Genomic DNA, 17,267 nt, shown 5'->3' on the forward strand with positions numbered 1-17,267 from the left:
GTATACAAATTCTTACAAATGAATATGGACATACTAACGCATGCTGCGTCATTTTCCTAGCGTATCCAGTATACGGAATACTGATCATTTCCGATATCGCTTTTGGATCATCTCCTCTACAACTGTCCGATCTTCGCCATACGTCAGATACGAGAGCTGCTTCATTCTCTCAGCATGTTCGTAATCACCCTCTGTAGGTGCCTGGGTCGCGATCGAGAAAGGCTTGACCGGTTCACCACCGACCAGCATACGAATGTAGGCATTGCGATTCTGCACGTTCATGAGGTCCTGCGAATGTACGGTTGGTTGGAATTGATGCTCAAGAAACTCTGCATCATCCGAACCAATACGAAATGAACACATTGAACCCACGTTACCAAAGATAGAGTCTTTAATTCCTTCGTCAAGCTGCGCAATGTACTGGTGAGCAACGTTAAGGCTGAGCTTGTACTTACGCGCCTCCGAAAGGATCGTTGAAATAGAATCAGTTGTTACATTCTGAAACTCATCAATATAGAGATAGAACGGATCGATCTCACCTTTACCGTACCGGTCAACCCGTGAGAGTGTTGCCATTAAGATCTTGCCGACAATAATAAGTCCAAGCAGGTTCGCGTTCAAGTCGCCGAGTGTTCCCTTCGCCAGGTTCACCAAAAGGATCTTTCGGCTGTCCATTACTTCACGAAAATTGAAACTCGAGTATTCCTGAGAGATGATCGGTCGCATGATGTCGTTTGACATAAAGACATCGAACTTACTGGTGATGTATGGCACGATATTCTGCAAGCTCGCCTCACCGCCTGCTTTGCCGGCTACTTCCTCCCAGAACTGGTTAACCACTGAGTTGTTGCTATTGGCGATCTTTTGTTTACGAAACGCATCATCAGTCAGAACTCGTGAAATGTCGAGCATTGTGTTCCCACTATCCGGATGTTCCACAACCAACATCGCCGCATTACGAAAATACTGTTCGAACATCGGCCCCATCGACTCCGGCACGCTCGAGTATAGTTTCTGGAATATTTTGAAAAGCTCATTGACCACGAACGTCTTCTGCTCCGGGTGTGCCGGATCGTACTCAAGCATATTGAGACCCATCGGTCGCTCGGTATAACTAGGGTCAAAGTAGATCACATCCTGCATACGCTCTTTGGGGACCGCCGAAAGAACATCCTGGACATCAGCCCCATGAGGATCGATAAAACAGAGACCTTCCCCGTTTTGTATATCCTGCACCATCATATTTTTCAACAACGTGGTCTTACCGGTACCGGTCTGACCGATAACGTAGAAGTGACGCAGACGATCATCGGCACTCATCTTTATCTCCTGCTCCTGATTTCGGTGCTTATTCACGCCCAAAAGGATCCCTTCTTTTGAAAGTCCCGCCGGAGCCGGCACACTCACCCCTTTAGTCTCTTTAAGCTGAGATGGCCCTTTAAGACCCAGAGTCTCAAAGTGAATAATGCTCGTAAGTTCGGTCGTGTTAAGCGGAAGGCTGGACGCATCCTCAAATTTACGAAACGCAAAATTATTGATCAGTTTCTGCATCTTGCCCCGCTTCATACGCCGAAAACCAAACGTGTTACCGTTGGTGTTCTCGAACTGATTGAACGCTGATTCCATGTCTGAAAGGATCGTCTCAGCCTCGTGCTGCGTGCGAGACGATGCGATCAGACGAATGTTAGTGCGCATCAATGGGCTGGCGATCTTTGTCTCGATCTGCTCTATAGCGTTTTGATCAACCTCTTTCGGCTCATCCTGTTTTTCGTCGTCCTTTTTCTTGGTTGAACTAGAGAAAAATTCAAAGAAGCCGCTCGCAACATCTCGAGTCATCTCGCCGACCACATTAAGCATCGCATTCTTTGTTGCATCGTTTACCGACACACCTTTCTTTATCGCGGAAATTGCCTCGTCATATTTGCTTTTAATATTCGCAACTCCTTCCGTGGAGATCACTATCTGTACCGCCGCACCTTCACCATCGCGGTCAACGTTCGTAAAGCTGTTGAGGATCACGTTCATCGGGTCGTGATCGAACGATTCATAGGTTTTGATCGGATACGCGGGATTATGCTCAAAGACCGCAACCGAACCGGCGGTAGCACCCTCGTAATTAAAAATATTGTAGTCGTCCGGCGCCTCGCGTACTTGTGCGTCTGAATACACCGAGAGGATCTGCTTATGAAAAAGCTCGGCCTTCTCGCTCGGCACAGAGACATAGAAACTATACTCATCGGCACTGTCCGGCAACGCAAGCTCAATCGTGAATGACGACTGCCCGGTCTCAGATCGGGTTGCAGAGCGCATACCGGCAAAGAACTGCTCCATTGACGAGAGCAGGTCTTGAAGAGGTTTTTGATTGTCTTCCTCGTTGTATTCACGAGGAAGAACGACCTCATAGAGCGTATGCCGAAGCGAGCGCGCCAGCGGGGACTTGGGTTTCAAGCCATTAATGCTATACCCCTCTCTAAGGTACTCCACCAAAAAACGATGGAAGTCGTCCTCAAGGTGCGGATTATTCATCTTTTCGATGATCGCCAGCGTATTCTTAACCCCCTTCTCGTGGACCATCTCAATGAATTCGGCCATCTGTGTATCGTGCTCTTCCGGCGCAAGGTCAAGCGCGATCTTTTCAGCACCCTCGTCTGATTCTTGGAACTGACGAATCACGACGCCGTCCGCGCTCTCTGCACGGTATTCACGAACAACGTCATTTGCCGCCTCATCCGTATCTTTGCCTGCTTCAGCGTATGAGCGCTCACGCTCCGCCACCTCACGCCGGAGGTGTTCACGCTCTTCGCTCAAAGATCGAAACGGCTGTTCCGGTTTTTTTAGGTGCGCATCTTCCATTACCTCCCTATTGTACCGCAGATCCGCGCAACCGTATGTTGAAAACCATTCAAATAAAAACAGCTCGGTAGCACCGAGCTGTTTTTATTTACCTTATTTTCATTTACTCATCATCTTTGTCGTAATCCGTCTCATCAGGATTTTCTTCATCACTGAACAATTCTCCCCCGAAATACGCTTCATCCAACACTTTTGCCATATCCTGAAGCTTAGAATCCCCTTCCTCTCCGGCCTGTTTGATCAGACCCATGATCTCTTCTTTACTCTTACCGGATTCCGCAATGAGCTCATCTAGATCAGGCGTCCTGTGATCATAGAGCTCAAAAAGCATCTCAATATTTGCTTTCGTGCCTTCGTAAACTTCAACACCTTTATCTAATGACATTCCATCGATACTCATGTGCCCAAATGTTATTTGCTTCTGATAACTTAGTCAACGATTCTAACAAAGAAATCAGTAAAGTAAAGAAAGGTGGGGATAACCTAGTGTGACAATCTAAAAGTTTAACGGCTCACATTACATGTGAGCCGTTAAATCCTCTCGAATATTCTCTTATTTATGAATTTGAGGCCTTTTTTTCTTCCCGATCCAGCTCTGCCATCGCCTCACTTTCCTGCTTATCAATATCGCCCAGAAGCTTCATAGCCTCATCGAGTGTTTCGGCGTACTCTTCATTAAGATCGGTCATATACTGCATATACGCGACCAGCATCTTCACCACCTGCTCACCCTGCTCCTTATCGCTTATCGGCCGGGAAACCAGCTCCTGGATCGCGACCTTCGCTTCGTCAAACTTCTCTTGTTCTAGAAGCGCTTTAACATCTTGAGTGACAGTGTTACTCATGTTTATTTTGCTTATCGATACGGGCAATATGTTCGTTTATGATATCTATTTTACAATCACGGCATTCATCTTCAGCGAGTTTCTCGTCCTCAAGCATCTCGCGTAATGCCACTACAACCTCATCGCGGTACCTTCGCACGGTCGCTGCATCCTTTCCTTCTGCTCGATCAGTAACACGTCTCAACCTGGCAGAAAGACCGTTTCCGAAGAAAGGATGCACCGGAGTATTCAAAACAGTATTCCTCACATCTTCCTTCACTAGCGGCAAAAACAACTTCTCGTAGTATTCCTTCAGGAACTTTTTCTCTTCAGAAGTTAGCTCATTCTTTGCTGCAATATCACGGGCTTGAGCCTTAAGAGCTTCCTTCTCTTTATCGCTCATTTCACTTGCCTCACTTTGACTCAGTGTGTGATACGCTTCAGCAAAAGACTCACCGGCAGTATCATGAACCTGTCGAGCTCCAGTGACCATATCAGCCGCTTTCCTCCGCAGGTTCTGGAACTTTTCGTGAAGAGCTTCGCGCTCTGACCCTTCTATTCTATCTGATCTGGTCGGCCACTCGCCGCGATCCTGAAGCTCCAGCTGAACGAGTCGCATCTCAGCGCGTATCTCTCGTACATCCTTTCGACGCCACGCACCGATACCAAGAACGTCGTGCACGGTTCGTTGAGCTTCCTGCTGTGCTTTGTATTTCTTAGAGAAGAGAGCGAAGACCGGAAGCATGAACCCGACACCGCTAAGAAATTCCATTGGCTTCTGCGCATCATCCAGAAGCTTGTGTCGTTTCAAGAGCTCCTTAACCTGCATCTCCTTGCGTGCGACCGTCGCGATAGATTCAGTATATCGCTGAGTGATACCCTCAAGTTTTTGAGCACGTTCCGGATTACTCTCGGCGAGTGCTCTCAAATACTCTTTTCCTTTTTCCAGCTGTTCTGGAGAAATTCCGACCTGCTCACCAAGCTCATCGAACATCTGTTCCAAACTCACCGGCACGGATTCAGCCCTACTCTCCCCGTTACCCGGAGTACCTTCTACACCAGATTCTCCATCCGGAGCACCTTCTTTCGAAGACTCCTTCAAACCGCCAGCCTCACGGCCCATCATATTATCCTCCTCGAAGAGCGCGTTGTAGTCGGTTTTCTTTTGAGGTTCTCGTGGCAACTCCTTCTCCTTGTCTTTGTCCGGCTCGGCTTTCTCTTCCGCCCCCCTTTCTATTTTCTCGCGCATCTGCTTTTCGAGGGCTATTACGTTTTTCACGCACTTTTGTATCTCAGCAGGAACATCTTTTGTGAGTCTGTTTTCGTCTCGCCGACTTAACGCAGCATACACCGAGCTGAACACACGTCGTTTGTTCAATGAGTGCGGAAACTGATCCGCGTCGATCCGCAACACCGCGTCGATCACATCTTCTCGAGTGGGATTCACCATGTTTTCAAACGCTTCAGGTCCATACCCTTTGCGCTCCCCTTCGGCTGACTGTTCTGTTGGCCCTTTCTTTTCTTGTACTTTTTCCCCTTTCTCACTTGTTTCTTTATCTCCACGCTGTTCCCACTCGTCCCATCTCATCATCTGTCCTTGTTCACTAAAACGATTCGGCCAGACGATCTTACCGCGCCCTCCGGAAGAAGGCTGATCCAGCTTAATCTCGGCAGCTTCATCAGTATCTGGCTGTGTCGACTCTTGATGCCCCGTTCCTCCCTCGACATCTCCTGTTTCAACCTCAAGATCAGCAACGGTCTGCGCTTTGTTTTTATCAATAACTTCCTGCACTTTTTGTCGAAGCGCGCCAAGCGGCGGCGTCCTACGTACCACCTCATTACCAAGATCCTCTCTCACCGCAGACCATATAACGTCAGGCGATACCTGTACATCCTCGGGATCGGTTTCTATGGTTGTAACGTACTCTCTTGCTATCGGACCTACCTCATAAATAGTATCTTTGATCTTTTGTGGGGACGGATATTTCATCCTATCAAATTCATAGAACGGTCCGTCTTTCATCCATGGTTTCTCTTGCACGCCGCGCGGCCCACCCTTCTTTGAGGGCGGAGTAGTATCAATAACAACATCCTCATGCTCACCATCCGGCAACCTGACCTGCGAACGTCGCTTCACATATATCGTTGACCTTCGGGCATTATAAAGCACAGTGAGTAAGGCACCCGCCTCAACGGTCACATGAACATCTTCCAAATTTTCTACGATCCAGTGCTCTCCTGCGGGAACCGTTTCCCCATCAGGAATTTTAGTAAATTCTTGTTTCTCTAACAGGTCATCAGTCTTCTCTTCCTCTGGCTCTGGCCCTGTATTTTGATTTGTTTCATTACCCAAAGACCGCTCTCTGCCCTCACTCTTCGGTGGTTTCTGTAGGTTATGACGACGAACGGGCCGCACCAGCTCCCGTGCCTCTTTAGCGTCGGGTGATTCATGAAACGGCACGGCGCGAGTCCATGCATGTATACCACCATGCTTTTCTTTATTTTCTCCTCCTTCGTTTTCTTTCTCTTGTGCAAGCTTTTCTTTTAGTTGCTGTCGTTTATTTTCGATCGCCGTTCGCAATAGTGGATATAGCGACCCCGGTTGTGGATTCATCTCTTCAAGCTCGATATCCTTATCTAAATCAGAAATATTTTTTTCTACCTGTTCATCAATAAACTCATTCCACTTTTCTTTTTCATCATCATTAAAATCAGCAGCTTTATCTATTGCAGCATGGATGCTTTCTACAGTGGCTTCCTCCACATTCCACAACTGCTCCTGAAACCCGTCAGGGATTCGCTTCCTCCCCGACTCATGCTGAATAGCGAGTTTCTTTTCACGGTTGATGTTTACCGGTCGGCCTTCCGGTTTTTCTGGAGATGTCATACTACGGTAAGTATATCAAATGAAGGCCTATTATGATGAGGATAACTTATTCTGTTGTGTCAGGCACTCGGGTCAGCACCTCCGGACCGTTCTCAGTTATAGCAATAGTGTGTTCAAAATGAGCTGAAAGAGATCCGTCAGCAGTTCGTATAGTAAAGCCGTCGCTGTCGGTTGAGATATCATCCGTACCCATTGTGAGCATTGGCTCGATCGCGATCACGAGTCCCGCCTCAAGGCGCTCGCCGTGCCCCGGCGTACCGGTGTTTGGCACAAACGGCTCTTCATGCACCTCGTGGCCGACACCGTGGCCGGCCAGACCACGCGAGAGTGCGTAGCCATGGGGGCGCACGAATGTCTCGATCGCGCTACCGATATCACCGGTTGTTGCGCCTTGCTCCGCCGCCTGAATACCATGCTCCAGTGATTCCCGCGTCACCCGCAAAAGATCTTCGGCACTCGGGTCGATCTTTCCCACACCCAACGTTACTGCTGAGTCGGTGATCAGATCATTATATACCAGCCCCATATCAATAGTTACAATATCTCCTTCTTGAAGAGTGTAATCCCTCTCATTGGGTATGCCGTGAACGATCACGTCGTTGACGGATACACACAACGCGGCCGGATACGGACGAGGGGCACCCGAAGGTTGGTACTTGAAAAACGCCGGCGTACCGCCATGCTTTTCGGCGAGAACATGAGCATGCTCATTAATGGACGACGTAGTTACTCCCGGCCCTATTTCTTCGGCGAGCGTCGATAAAATTTGAGCGAGCCGCCCTCCTCCTTCGCGCAGTTCTTTGATCTCGGCAGGTGTTTTTAGTTGAATCATGATCTATGTATTATACGTCTTTGCTGTCACAATCCGAATACTCCCTACAATCTAGCACAGACAGCCACGTCCAAAAAGAAAAAGTCAATAAAATATTAGAGTTATATTAGAGTTAACTCTAATATAACTCTAATATTTTATTTTACACACGTCCATCGTTTCGAATCACCGTGCCGACGAAATTGTTACCTTCGAAGTAATCACGTACATTCTCGATCCGACCGTTTAAAATGCCTACTTCAAGGTCAAATTCTTCTGCTGCTTTTGCGGCAATGGGGTCAAACGGCGCGCTGAGACCGGGGTCCCACGTAGTCGGCAAAAGGGTGCGGAACCGGGCCCAGTCTGTCTTCTCTATCTTTACCGCATCAGCATGCTCATTTGGATCCTTATCATATACATACTCAACATTTGAAAGGTTCAATACTCTTCTGGCGCCGAACTTCTTAGCGAACTGGACTGCAACATAGTCCGTACTCCAGCCCGGCTTCCAGCCGGCACCGATCGTGATCGGTTCATTCGGCCGTACAATCTCCTTTTCCGGATCGAACAGTATATCCGAGTGTGCCCGGTCACCAAACGCCATTTTGAGGAACTGCGCATTGAGACGTGTAGCGTGAATACCTATCCAGTCCAATTCTGTATTTTCTACACTCCGAATGTGGGACAAAGCCTCTTGATACCGTCGCGCAACCTTTCCCCCACCGGTGATAATAAAAAATCGTTTACCCTGATCAGTAAACGATGAAACGAGATCTACAAATTGCCTCACAAAATCTGAATCGACAGTGTCAGGAGCAATGAGTGATCCTCCGAGTGAAATGACAATTGTTTCAGATTCTGATGACATACTTAGACAAGCGCTAGTGATCCCATTAACTCCTGGTGAACCTCCTCTACTGATTGTTCACCGTTGATCTCATGGAACTGATAATAGTCATCTTCCCGATAAATATCAATGGCCGGCTTAACTTCGCTTTCGTACCAGCTCAAACGATTAGAGATGCCCTCTTCGGTGTCGTCAGTGCGCGCCCGCTCCAGAAGCCGTCGCTTTGCTTCTTCGACACTTACATCGATAAGAATAATTTGAGGTTTTTTCCTCTTATAAAACTTCATGGCTGAATCAAGTGCCTGAGCCTCAGTTATTGTTCGTGGTGTTCCATCGATTATCAAATGCTCTTCGCCAGTGAAATTCTTTACCAACTCCTCTGCCCAAAGCCAAATAGCTAGAAATGGAGGTTGGAGTCCGCCTACGCTGTTTATCTCGGTCGAGATTTGAGCAGCCAAGGTATCTGCCTGGTTTTTCATGTACGCTCGGAAGTGGTCGCCGGTATAAAAGTGAAACTGCTTTCGATCGTCTGCCTTTGAAAGAGCTTCTCTGAGCAACTCTACCTGTGTTCCTTTACCGCTTCCGGACGGGCCGGCAAAAATAAACGTTTGTGGGTCCATGCTTACTATATTTTATTAGTAAAACTCAACGTAGAAACAGCGCCCGAGAGGCGCTGTTTACTAATACTGTCTAATACTTACTTGGGCATCCATTCTCTTCACCATATCAACGACAACCGACACGACAATAAGCAGTGCCGTACCACCGATCGCAAACATAGGGTTGCCGGTTGCAGACTGCAGTGCCAGTGGCAATACCGCAACAACACCCAAAAACATTGCACTCACCAGCGTCAGTCGTGTCACAATAGACCCGACATACTGGGCGGTTGCCTGTCCGGGTCGAATGCCCGGCACAAACGCTCCTGATTTCTGAAGATTAGTCGCAATCTTATCAGGATCGAAAGTTATAGCAGTGTAGAAGTACGTAAAACCGATCACCAAAAGGAAATAGAACGCCGCGTACAACCAACCGATCTCCATAAGCTCAAGACCTTGCTGGGCAATATTAGCGATAAATAGATTATTCACTCCGGCCAAAAAGTTGAAGATCATCTGCGGGAACAACAGGATAGAAAGCGCAAAGATGATCGGGATCACTCCGGCCTGATTTAACCGAAGCGGTAGATATGTTGAAACACCGCCGTATGTTTTCATGCCGCGCACCTGCTTCGCGTACGTGATCGGCACCGGCCGCTCGGCTTCGGTTACGATCACTACCGCTAATATGACCGCGAACGCGGCAATAGCGAAGCCAATGTACATCGGCAACTGAGTGGTATCAAACGTTTGGTACAGATCGCCAACAGCACCCGGAAGGGCGGCGATAATACCGGCGAAGATCAGAAGAGATACACCGTTACCAACTCCGTACTCAGTGATCAACTCACCCAGCCACATCAGCAATAGCGATCCAGCGGTAATAACGATCACGTTTGTGACCGTGTCAAACGTGCCGAGACCTTGAACAACTCCTTGGTTTGAAAGGAGTGTTAAAAATCCAAAAGACTGAATGAACGCCAGCGGCACAGTCAGTGTTCGTGTGTATTGACCAAACTTGCGTCTTCCGGCGTCACCTTCTTCGTGATACAGCTGCTTTACCTTGGGCGACATCACGGTCATCAACTGCATGATGATAGATGCAGTAATGTATGGACCAAGTCCAAGCATTACAATAGAGAGGTTCGCCAGTCCACCTCCTGAAAATATATTGAGAAGTCCGAGGAATTGGTTATTGGAGAAAAGATTCTCTAACTGCCTAGCGTCAATACCCGGGATCGGGATAGTAGCCAATATTCGAAATAAAATAAGAATACCGAGCGTAAAGAGAACTTTGCCGCGCAGAGTTGTGTCTTCAAAGATGAGACGGATTTTTGTAAAAAAGGTTTGCATAGCTTACGTAATATAGTCTCTTTCCTCCATCCTCCAGAGCCATAGGAAAGTGTTCTTAAAGTGGTTGGGGGAGGGTCTGGGCTTTAAGAACACTTTCCCTATTGCGACTTCTACTCTACTGTACCACCCGCTGCCTCGATCTTCTCGCGAGCTGTCGCCGAGACAACACAGCCGGTGATCACCAATTTCTTCTTCAGATCACCGCGTCCGAGCACCTTCACTATCGGAACCTTTTTCCTAACCGGGGCAACTAACTTCATCTCCACCAAAACGTCCGGCGTCACGCTCTCACCGCTCTTGAATGCCTCTTGAAGCACATCAAGGTTAACAACTGCCGACGCTTCGCTTCGAGGAAGCAAGCGATGGGTGCTACGACCGCGCAGCTTAGGCAAACGCTTCATCTCGTCGCGTATCTCCGGACGGATCTTGTGGCCTGCCCGTGCCTTCTGACCTTTGGTGCCACGACCGGAGGTTTTACCACGTTTGCCACCACGCCCAACCTGGCGGCTGGTTTGGTTTGGATGATTTCGTTGAATGTCGTGAAGTTGCATAATACTAGGTTCTGACCACTGGCCTCAAATTTATTTTATATCGCTCTTCGTATCACTTGAAGCCGCGCTTTCTGTTGTTTGTTCTTTTTTATCTTCGCCACCGCTCTTTTTCACAGCCGGAAGTTTCTTTAACGCCTCAACTGTAGCACGGGCATTATTTAAACTATTCTTGCTTCTTGAAAGAAGCTTTGCACTGATATCCTGCAGTCCGGCAAGCTCTACAACCGGTCGAACAGCTCCTCCCGCGATGATCCCTTTTCCGGGTGATGGCATCAATAACACTCTTGAGGCGCTATACTTCGCCTCTGTCTCACACGGAATGGACATTTCTTTCGTGGTTGTCACCGTTATCATGTTGCGCTTTGCGTTACGAAACGCTTTTTCGATCGCAACCGGAGTGTCACCGGCCTTACCCATCCCCACCCCAATACGCCCTTTCCGATCACCGGCAACAAGTGTTACCCGGAAGCTAAATCGACGGCCTCCTGATACCACACGTGTCACACGACGAATATCCAGTACGTTGTGGTCGAACTCCGGCTTTGCCCGCTCTTCGCGACCGCGACCTCTTCCACGCCCTTTACGCCCGCCCTTAGCACCACCGCGCGCACCTTGGCCGCCGCGAGATCCGGCCTTACCGGACACAGGCTTCTGTGATGTGGTTGTCTCTGTTTTCTTGTCAGTACTTGCTGTTGGCATAATATAAATTTAGAACTCAGTATTTAGAACGTGAGGCCGCCCTCACGAGCACCGTCAGCCAGTGCCTTGACCTTACCGGTGTAAATATAACCTCCGCGATCGAACACCGCCTTGTCTATCTTGTGTTTCTTCGCTGCTTCGGCAAGTTCTTTGCCCGCAGCGGCGGCGCGCTCAACGCCGGTCGCCTCTTTCTTGCCACGCGTGGTCACAGAAGCGATCGTCTGGCTCTCCTCATCGTTGATCAACTGAGCTGTAATAGCCGTGTTTGACTTGAACACAGCCAATCGAGGCCGCTCAGCAGTTCCCGCCACCTTAGCGCGAATACGCCGTCGACGTCGTTCTCGTTGTGTGTGGATCGTAGGTGCCATATGTATTAAACGCTTGTCTTACCTTCCTTGCGACGGATAACTTCGTCTTCATAACGAATACCCTTGCCCTTGTACGGCTCCGGTTTCTTCGTGCTTCTGACACGAGCAGCGAACTGACCGACAAGCTCCTTATCAGTACCATTGATCGTAATAATATTATCTGCTGCGGTAACAGTAAGCCCCTCCGGTACCGGAAGCACAACGGGGTGAGAAAAACCGATAGTCAGTTTCAAATTGCTCCCCTGAACCTCTGAGCGAAATCCAACACCCTCAACTATCAGTTTCTTGGTAAAGGTCTCGTTTACTCCTTGGATCATGTTCGCGATATGAGATGCATATGTGCCCCAGAGAGCGCGAACCTGACTACCGCTCCCTTTGGGAGCAAGCGTAACCTTACTATCTTCAATAGTGATAGCAATAGAGGGCTTAAAGGATCGCGAAAGCTCTCCTTTCGGACCTTTTACCGTAAGCACACCGTTATCATCCTGAGCAACCTCAGTCTGAGAAGGAATTTCTATAATTTGTGAACCAATACGGGACATAATTTTAAGTTCTAGGCGCTAGGCGCTAGGCTTTTTGTAGTAGATCCTGAGACACATCCTCTCACAGGAGGTATCAGCTTAATACAAAAAGCCTAATTCCTAAACGGTTACTGTTACCAGATGGTGAACAGTATCTCGCCACCAACATTTTCTTTACGAGCCTCCTCTGCGGTCATAACTCCTCGAGGAGTTGAGAGGACCGCGTGACCATAGCCGTGGCGGACCGGTCGAAGGTTCTTTGATTTCTCATACACTCGACGAGACACCTTTGAGATACGATTCGTTCCTTCGATCGCACTCTTACCCTGCTCGTCCTGACTCATGTGAATTTCGATCACCTTTGTAGGCTGGCTCCCCTTGTGATCAGCACCACTAATGTACCCGTGCTTAGCAAGTGTTTCCGCAATTGCCATCTTCAGCTTCGAATACGGAATAGTCACCGACGGCTTTCCGGCGGTGTTCGCGTTCTTGATCTGAATTAGCATGTCAGCGATAGGATCCATAGATGAATTCGTTGTTATTGAGAGCAAGCTTTGCTTACTCTAACAAGTGAGGAGCGAAACGGGAATGCGTCAGCATTCACATTTCGTCCGAACGCAGTTAGAGCAAGCTTTGCTTACCAACTTGCTTTCTTAATACCGGGCACTTCACCGCGGTTCGCTCTCTCACGAAAGCAGATGCGGCACAATCCAAAGTCACGCATGTACCCGCGAACTCGACCGCACAAAACACATCGTCGAATTGTTCGAGTTGAGTATTTTGGCGTCTTTTTTGATTTTGCGATGAGTGCTTTACGTGCCATAGATACTTCGTTTGTTCTTCCTTCTAGCTCTCCAAATAAAAATGCCCTTTCGAGCCGCGCTTATTTCAAAGCTTGTCCAGAACAATGAGGAGCATGCTTGCATGCTATCCTCGATCGTCGTCACAGACATATCCGGCATAAAACGGTTTCTCACTGATAGACGTATACTATGCGTCTATCACTTCGGCACCGTTTTCTGCCACGAATCTGTCTGCAACTTTGGATCGAGACAAGGCTTTTCAATAAGCTCCCGCCATCCTAGCAGGACATGTACCCAATGTCAACGCGAGACTACGCCTTAACTTCCTCCTTTTGGAAAGGGAATCCAAGGTGTCGGAAGAACCCTTCAGCAGTTTCGCGATCATTCGAGGTAGTAACGATCGTGATACCCATTCCAAAGACATTCCTCAACTCCTCATCACTGGTTTCCGGGAAAATAGTGTGCTCCTGGATACCAAGCGTGTAGTTGCCCATCTCATCGATCGGCTTTGTTGGAATGCCGTGAAAGTCCTTCATGCGCGGCATCGCCAAGTGAATAACCTTATCGAGAAAGTTATACATTAACTCGCCACGCAGTGTTACCTGGTAGCCTACCGGCGTACCCTCACGAAGCCCGAATGCTGCGATCGACTGCTTTGCCAATGTCCGCACCGGTCGCTGTCCGGTGATACGGGCCAATCGATCCTCAATGATCTCAATCTTCTCTTTGTCCTTAGTTGAACCGGTGCCGATATTGACCACGATCTTCTCCAGACGAGGCGTTTCCATTCGATTAGTATAACCGAATTGGTCTTTCAGTGCGTCAAACGCGGTTTGTTGTTTTTGTTTTACTGATTCCATACTATAAACTAAATACTTTTGCCGCTTTTTTTGCTTATCCGAACTTTTTTCCCTTTATCGTCTGTCTTATAACCAACGCGGGTTGGTTTTCCGGAATCCGGGTCAACAAGAGCAACATTTGATACATCGATCGGCTGATCGATCTCAATGATCTCGCCGTGCTTGTTCGACGCCTTCGATCGTTGATGCTTTTTCTTAGTATTAACACCATCGACGACCACTTTGTTCTCAGCAGACAGCGTTTTAGACACGACACCTACGGTGCCCTTGTCTTTGCCTGCTATCACTATTACGTTGTCATTTTTTTTGATTTTCATATATCGATTACTTCGACAAGCGAGGAGCGGTCGGGAGCTTACCTGCGAATCAGGATGCTCCCGATTTCTTAGCTTCGGAGAAGCTGTAGAAATCGCAGTCCTGTGCTCCCGTTGTGTCCGAGCGCCGTCGAAGCAAGGTTTGCTTACAAGATCTCCGGCGCAAGCGACGCAATACGCTGAAAACCCTTCTCGCTTATCTCGCGCGGAATCGGTCCGAAGATACGGCCACCGATAGGCTCAACTCCTTTATCATCAACCAATACAACCGCATTCTCATCGAATCGGATATACGAGCCGTCTTTTCGTCGATAGGCGTCCCGCTGGCGAACAATAACCGCTCGCATAACCGCTTTCTTCTTTACCTGCTTACGAGGCTCTGCCCGCTGAACCGCCAGCACAACCAGATCCCCGACTCGCGCATACCGGCGACGTGATCCACCAAGAACCTTGAACACCTTGCCGATGCGAGCGCCTGAGTTATCTGCGATTTTTACTATGCTGCCTTCTTGGATCATATAAGTATATTATTCTTCGGACGACGTGTTATCGGTTTCTACCGGCACTCGATTCACAACGACAAAACGTTTGTCCTTTGAGATCGGTCGCGACTCCTGAATGGTCACCTTGTCACCTACCCGGCACTCGTTCTTTTCATCGTGTGCTTTGTAACGCTTGTTCGGCGCAATGTACTTTTTGTACCTTGGGTGCTGCACAAAACGAGTAGTTTCAACCACGATCGTTTTGTTGCTCACATCTGATACAACCACCCCTTCCAGAGTGCGTCCTGTATTCTGTTGTGCCGTTGTAGATTCCATATGATTAAGATGTGACGCGCTGGTTGAGCTCAGTGAGTATTCGAGCAATATCTTTACGAAGATTGCGCCCCTCCTTCACGTCTCGTGTTTTGGTCCCGGCAATATTAAAACGAAACTCACGCAGTTCCTTGCGCTTTTCATTCAATGCCTTGCCGAGTTCGGACTCGGCCATATCTGTATAGTTCTGCTGGGACATAAATCGAAATTTAAGCTATCACACAATTACGTTACAAGCAACTTTACACGCTCCTTAGTGTCGGCCCACGAACCTCGTGCGCACCGGCAGCTTTGTGCCAGCCTTTCGAAGAGCCTCACGTGCTGCCTCTTCTGAGATACCGTCGACCTCAAACAGTACCTGACCGGGACTGATCGGGGCACAGTACCCTTCCGGATCACCCTTACCCTTACCAAGCTTCACCTCCGCCGGTTTTTTGGTAAACGGCATATCCGGAAATATACGGATCCAGACCTTACCCATTTTGCCAACATTTCGAGACAGCACTTTACGAGCTGCTTCGATCTGACGCGATGTTATCCGTTCATGGTCGACCGTTTTCATGCCGTACGCACCGAAGTTTACTTCAGTACCACGGCTGGCCATACCACGCTTTGCAGGGTGCTTGCGCGCTGTTTGCCATTTTCGAAATTTTACTTTTTTGGGAAACATAATACTAAAAGCTATACACTTCGGACTGAACGCTGATCTTCTTCGAACACCTCACCTCGATAGATCCAAACTTTTATACCGAGGTGTCCGTACGGCAACCACGCCTCAATAAGTGCGTAATCAATATCCGCGCGAAATGTCTGAAGTGGGATCTGCCCCTGCTGAGTCTTCTCTACTCGTGACATTTCTGCGCCACCTAATCGACCGGATAGTTCGATTCGCACACCACGCACATCTTTATTCGCCATAACCTTCTCGGCTGTTTGCTTCATCACCCGACGGAACGGCATACGCTTCTCAAGTCCCTCACGGATCATCTGACCAACAATAGCCGCGTCTGACTCCGGAGAACGAACCTCTTTCACATCAAGCTTTAACTCTGCGGTAACCGGAACTTGGTTGCGACGAAGCATTGCTTCGATCTCTTTCTTGATCTTGACCGCTCCCTCACCGTTACGACCGATAATAACACCCGGACGTGACGACTCAACAATAACCGTAAGCTCTTTTTCGTTGCGTTCGATGTTGATAGAGCTTACATACATGTTCGCAAGCCGCTTTTTCAAAAACTCACGGATCAAAAGATCACCTTTAAGGTATTCACGGTATTTTTCTTTCGCCCCAAACCAACGTGACTTCCAGTCACGGAGAATACCGAGGCGATGTGAATATGGGTGAACAATGTGAGTCATATATCAATACTTAGTAATTCGTAGATCGTATAAAATTAAGCAGCTGCTTTTGCGGTAGTCTTCTTTTTAGGTGCCTTCTTTTCAGTTTTCTTTGTCTCAGCTTTCTTATTGGTTTTTTTGGAAACGAATTCTTCAAGCTCAACAAAAACATGAGAATTGCGCTTGCGAATGACCTTCGCCTGCCCCTGAGCTGCCGGCATTCGGCGGAAAAGGATCAACCCGTCATTTACTGTTGCCTCCTTAACTCGAAGCTGCCCGTCAATACCGCGCTGTCGGGCATTTGCCTGAGCAGATTCAATAAGCTTTCTCACCGGTTCAGCCGCACGCTTTGTGGTAAAACGCAGAATAGCAACCGCCTCATCGGCTGACTTACCTTTGATCAGATCTGTCACCAGCCGTGTTTTACGCGGGGCGATCCTAAGGTTTTTTAACTTTGCGGTTGTTGTTTTCATAATACTATTCTACACAGCGCTCTACGCCTTTGAGGCCTGTGCCGCGGCTATTGCGCTCTGTTTCTTCTGCTGCTCAAGCTCTTTCTGGATCTTTCCACCGTGACGAATGAACTTACGCGTTGGCGCAAATTCACCGAGACGATGACCAACCATATCCTCGGTGATAAAAACATCTACATGCACTTTTCCTTGGTGAACACCAAAGGTATAGCCAACCATTTCCGGTGCGATCTGACTATCGCGTGACCATGTCTTAATAACCCCAACCTGTTTTGGGTCTTTCCCTTCGATCTTTTTCAAGAGCTTGGGGTCAACGTATGGTCCTTTTTTAAGTGATCGTGTCATGAA

23 protein-coding genes are annotated in these 17,267 nt (G+C 48.4%); all 23 read right to left on the reverse strand.

Translation table 11 applies throughout. The features are described from left to right. Positions 1-84: 84 nt before the first annotated feature. The 23 genes from WD312_00180 to rpsS all read right to left on the reverse strand — a co-directional run bounded on the left by WD312_00180 (position 85) and on the right by rpsS (position 17,264). Positions 85-2,853, reverse strand: coding sequence for a TraM recognition domain-containing protein (locus WD312_00180; protein MEX2563526.1), 2,769 nt, complete (start codon positions 2,851-2,853; stop codon positions 85-87). A gap of 103 nt (positions 2,854-2,956) precedes the next feature. Next, positions 2,957-3,253 (reverse strand): hypothetical protein, encoded by a 297-nt coding sequence (locus WD312_00185; protein MEX2563527.1) that lies wholly within the window; start codon positions 3,251-3,253, stop codon positions 2,957-2,959. Between the two features lie 157 nt (positions 3,254-3,410). Continuing rightward, a complete protein-coding gene (locus WD312_00190) occupies positions 3,411-3,698 on the reverse strand; it encodes a hypothetical protein (protein MEX2563528.1) in 288 nt (95 codons plus the stop codon). Then, entirely contained in the window at positions 3,691-6,564 is a 2,874-nt protein-coding gene (locus WD312_00195; GenBank protein ID MEX2563529.1) for a hypothetical protein, read from the reverse strand. The genes WD312_00190 and WD312_00195 overlap by 8 nt, the downstream gene beginning before the upstream one ends. 46 nt (positions 6,565-6,610) lie before the next feature. Then, positions 6,611-7,396 carry a type I methionyl aminopeptidase gene (map, locus tag WD312_00200; protein MEX2563530.1) on the reverse strand — a complete coding sequence of 262 codons (786 nt, stop codon included), beginning with the start codon at positions 7,394-7,396 and terminating at the stop codon, positions 6,611-6,613. Positions 7,397-7,538: 142 nt separating this feature from the next. Then, positions 7,539-8,243 carry a UMP kinase gene (pyrH, locus tag WD312_00205; protein MEX2563531.1) on the reverse strand — a complete coding sequence of 235 codons (705 nt, stop codon included), beginning with the start codon at positions 8,241-8,243 and terminating at the stop codon, positions 7,539-7,541. A 2-nt stretch (positions 8,244-8,245) separates the two neighbouring features. Then, the gene (locus WD312_00210) at positions 8,246-8,842 is read right to left on the reverse strand and encodes a nucleoside monophosphate kinase (protein MEX2563532.1); all 597 of its coding nucleotides are present in this window, start codon (positions 8,840-8,842) and stop codon (positions 8,246-8,248) included. 60 nt (positions 8,843-8,902) lie between these two features. After that, positions 8,903-10,174, reverse strand: coding sequence for a preprotein translocase subunit SecY (gene secY / locus WD312_00215; GenBank protein MEX2563533.1), 1,272 nt, complete (start codon positions 10,172-10,174; stop codon positions 8,903-8,905). 110 nt (positions 10,175-10,284) lie between these two features. Next, on the reverse strand, positions 10,285-10,725 hold the full coding sequence (locus tag WD312_00220) for an uL15 family ribosomal protein (GenBank protein MEX2563534.1): 441 nt from the start codon (positions 10,723-10,725) through the stop codon (positions 10,285-10,287). A 30-nt stretch (positions 10,726-10,755) separates the two neighbouring features. Further along, positions 10,756-11,424 (reverse strand): 30S ribosomal protein S5, encoded by a 669-nt coding sequence (locus WD312_00225; protein MEX2563535.1) that lies wholly within the window; start codon positions 11,422-11,424, stop codon positions 10,756-10,758. A gap of 23 nt (positions 11,425-11,447) precedes the next feature. Continuing rightward, on the reverse strand, positions 11,448-11,792 hold the full coding sequence (rplR, locus tag WD312_00230) for a 50S ribosomal protein L18 (protein MEX2563536.1): 345 nt from the start codon (positions 11,790-11,792) through the stop codon (positions 11,448-11,450). A 5-nt stretch (positions 11,793-11,797) separates the two neighbouring features. After that, positions 11,798-12,334, reverse strand: coding sequence for a 50S ribosomal protein L6 (gene rplF, locus WD312_00235; protein MEX2563537.1), 537 nt, complete (start codon positions 12,332-12,334; stop codon positions 11,798-11,800). Between the two features lie 113 nt (positions 12,335-12,447). Continuing rightward, on the reverse strand, positions 12,448-12,837 hold the full coding sequence (rpsH, locus tag WD312_00240) for a 30S ribosomal protein S8 (protein MEX2563538.1): 390 nt from the start codon (positions 12,835-12,837) through the stop codon (positions 12,448-12,450). A gap of 113 nt (positions 12,838-12,950) precedes the next feature. Further along, positions 12,951-13,136 (reverse strand): type Z 30S ribosomal protein S14, encoded by a 186-nt coding sequence (locus WD312_00245; GenBank protein ID MEX2563539.1) that lies wholly within the window; start codon positions 13,134-13,136, stop codon positions 12,951-12,953. A gap of 291 nt (positions 13,137-13,427) precedes the next feature. Next, on the reverse strand, positions 13,428-13,976 hold the full coding sequence (gene rplE / locus WD312_00250; GenBank protein ID MEX2563540.1) for a 50S ribosomal protein L5: 549 nt from the start codon (positions 13,974-13,976) through the stop codon (positions 13,428-13,430). Between the two features lie 8 nt (positions 13,977-13,984). Continuing rightward, complete coding sequence (rplX, locus tag WD312_00255; protein MEX2563541.1) at positions 13,985-14,293, reverse strand: 50S ribosomal protein L24; 309 nt, start codon at positions 14,291-14,293, stop codon at positions 13,985-13,987. Between the two features lie 143 nt (positions 14,294-14,436). Then, positions 14,437-14,808 carry a 50S ribosomal protein L14 gene (gene rplN, locus WD312_00260; GenBank protein MEX2563542.1) on the reverse strand — a complete coding sequence of 124 codons (372 nt, stop codon included), beginning with the start codon at positions 14,806-14,808 and terminating at the stop codon, positions 14,437-14,439. Between the two features lie 9 nt (positions 14,809-14,817). Further along, positions 14,818-15,108 (reverse strand): 30S ribosomal protein S17, encoded by a 291-nt coding sequence (gene rpsQ / locus WD312_00265; protein ID MEX2563543.1) that lies wholly within the window; start codon positions 15,106-15,108, stop codon positions 14,818-14,820. A gap of 4 nt (positions 15,109-15,112) precedes the next feature. Continuing rightward, entirely contained in the window at positions 15,113-15,304 is a 192-nt protein-coding gene (rpmC, locus tag WD312_00270; protein MEX2563544.1) for a 50S ribosomal protein L29, read from the reverse strand. A gap of 54 nt (positions 15,305-15,358) precedes the next feature. Continuing rightward, positions 15,359-15,778 (reverse strand): 50S ribosomal protein L16, encoded by a 420-nt coding sequence (gene rplP, locus WD312_00275; GenBank protein ID MEX2563545.1) that lies wholly within the window; start codon positions 15,776-15,778, stop codon positions 15,359-15,361. A gap of 8 nt (positions 15,779-15,786) precedes the next feature. After that, positions 15,787-16,467, reverse strand: a complete 681-nt coding sequence (rpsC, locus tag WD312_00280; GenBank protein MEX2563546.1) for a 30S ribosomal protein S3 — start codon at positions 16,465-16,467, stop codon at positions 15,787-15,789. Between the two features lie 35 nt (positions 16,468-16,502). Continuing rightward, positions 16,503-16,919: a 50S ribosomal protein L22 gene (gene rplV / locus WD312_00285; GenBank protein MEX2563547.1), complete on the reverse strand. Its 417-nt coding sequence runs from the start codon at positions 16,917-16,919 to the stop codon at positions 16,503-16,505. A gap of 21 nt (positions 16,920-16,940) precedes the next feature. After that, on the reverse strand, positions 16,941-17,264 hold the full coding sequence (rpsS, locus tag WD312_00290; GenBank protein ID MEX2563548.1) for a 30S ribosomal protein S19: 324 nt from the start codon (positions 17,262-17,264) through the stop codon (positions 16,941-16,943). Positions 17,265-17,267 lie beyond the last annotated feature (3 nt).

The organism is Candidatus Paceibacterota bacterium (genome assembly GCA_040905715.1).
Lineage (GTDB): Bacteria > Patescibacteriota > Minisyncoccia > Phycocordibacterales > CSBR16-193 > JBBDHZ01.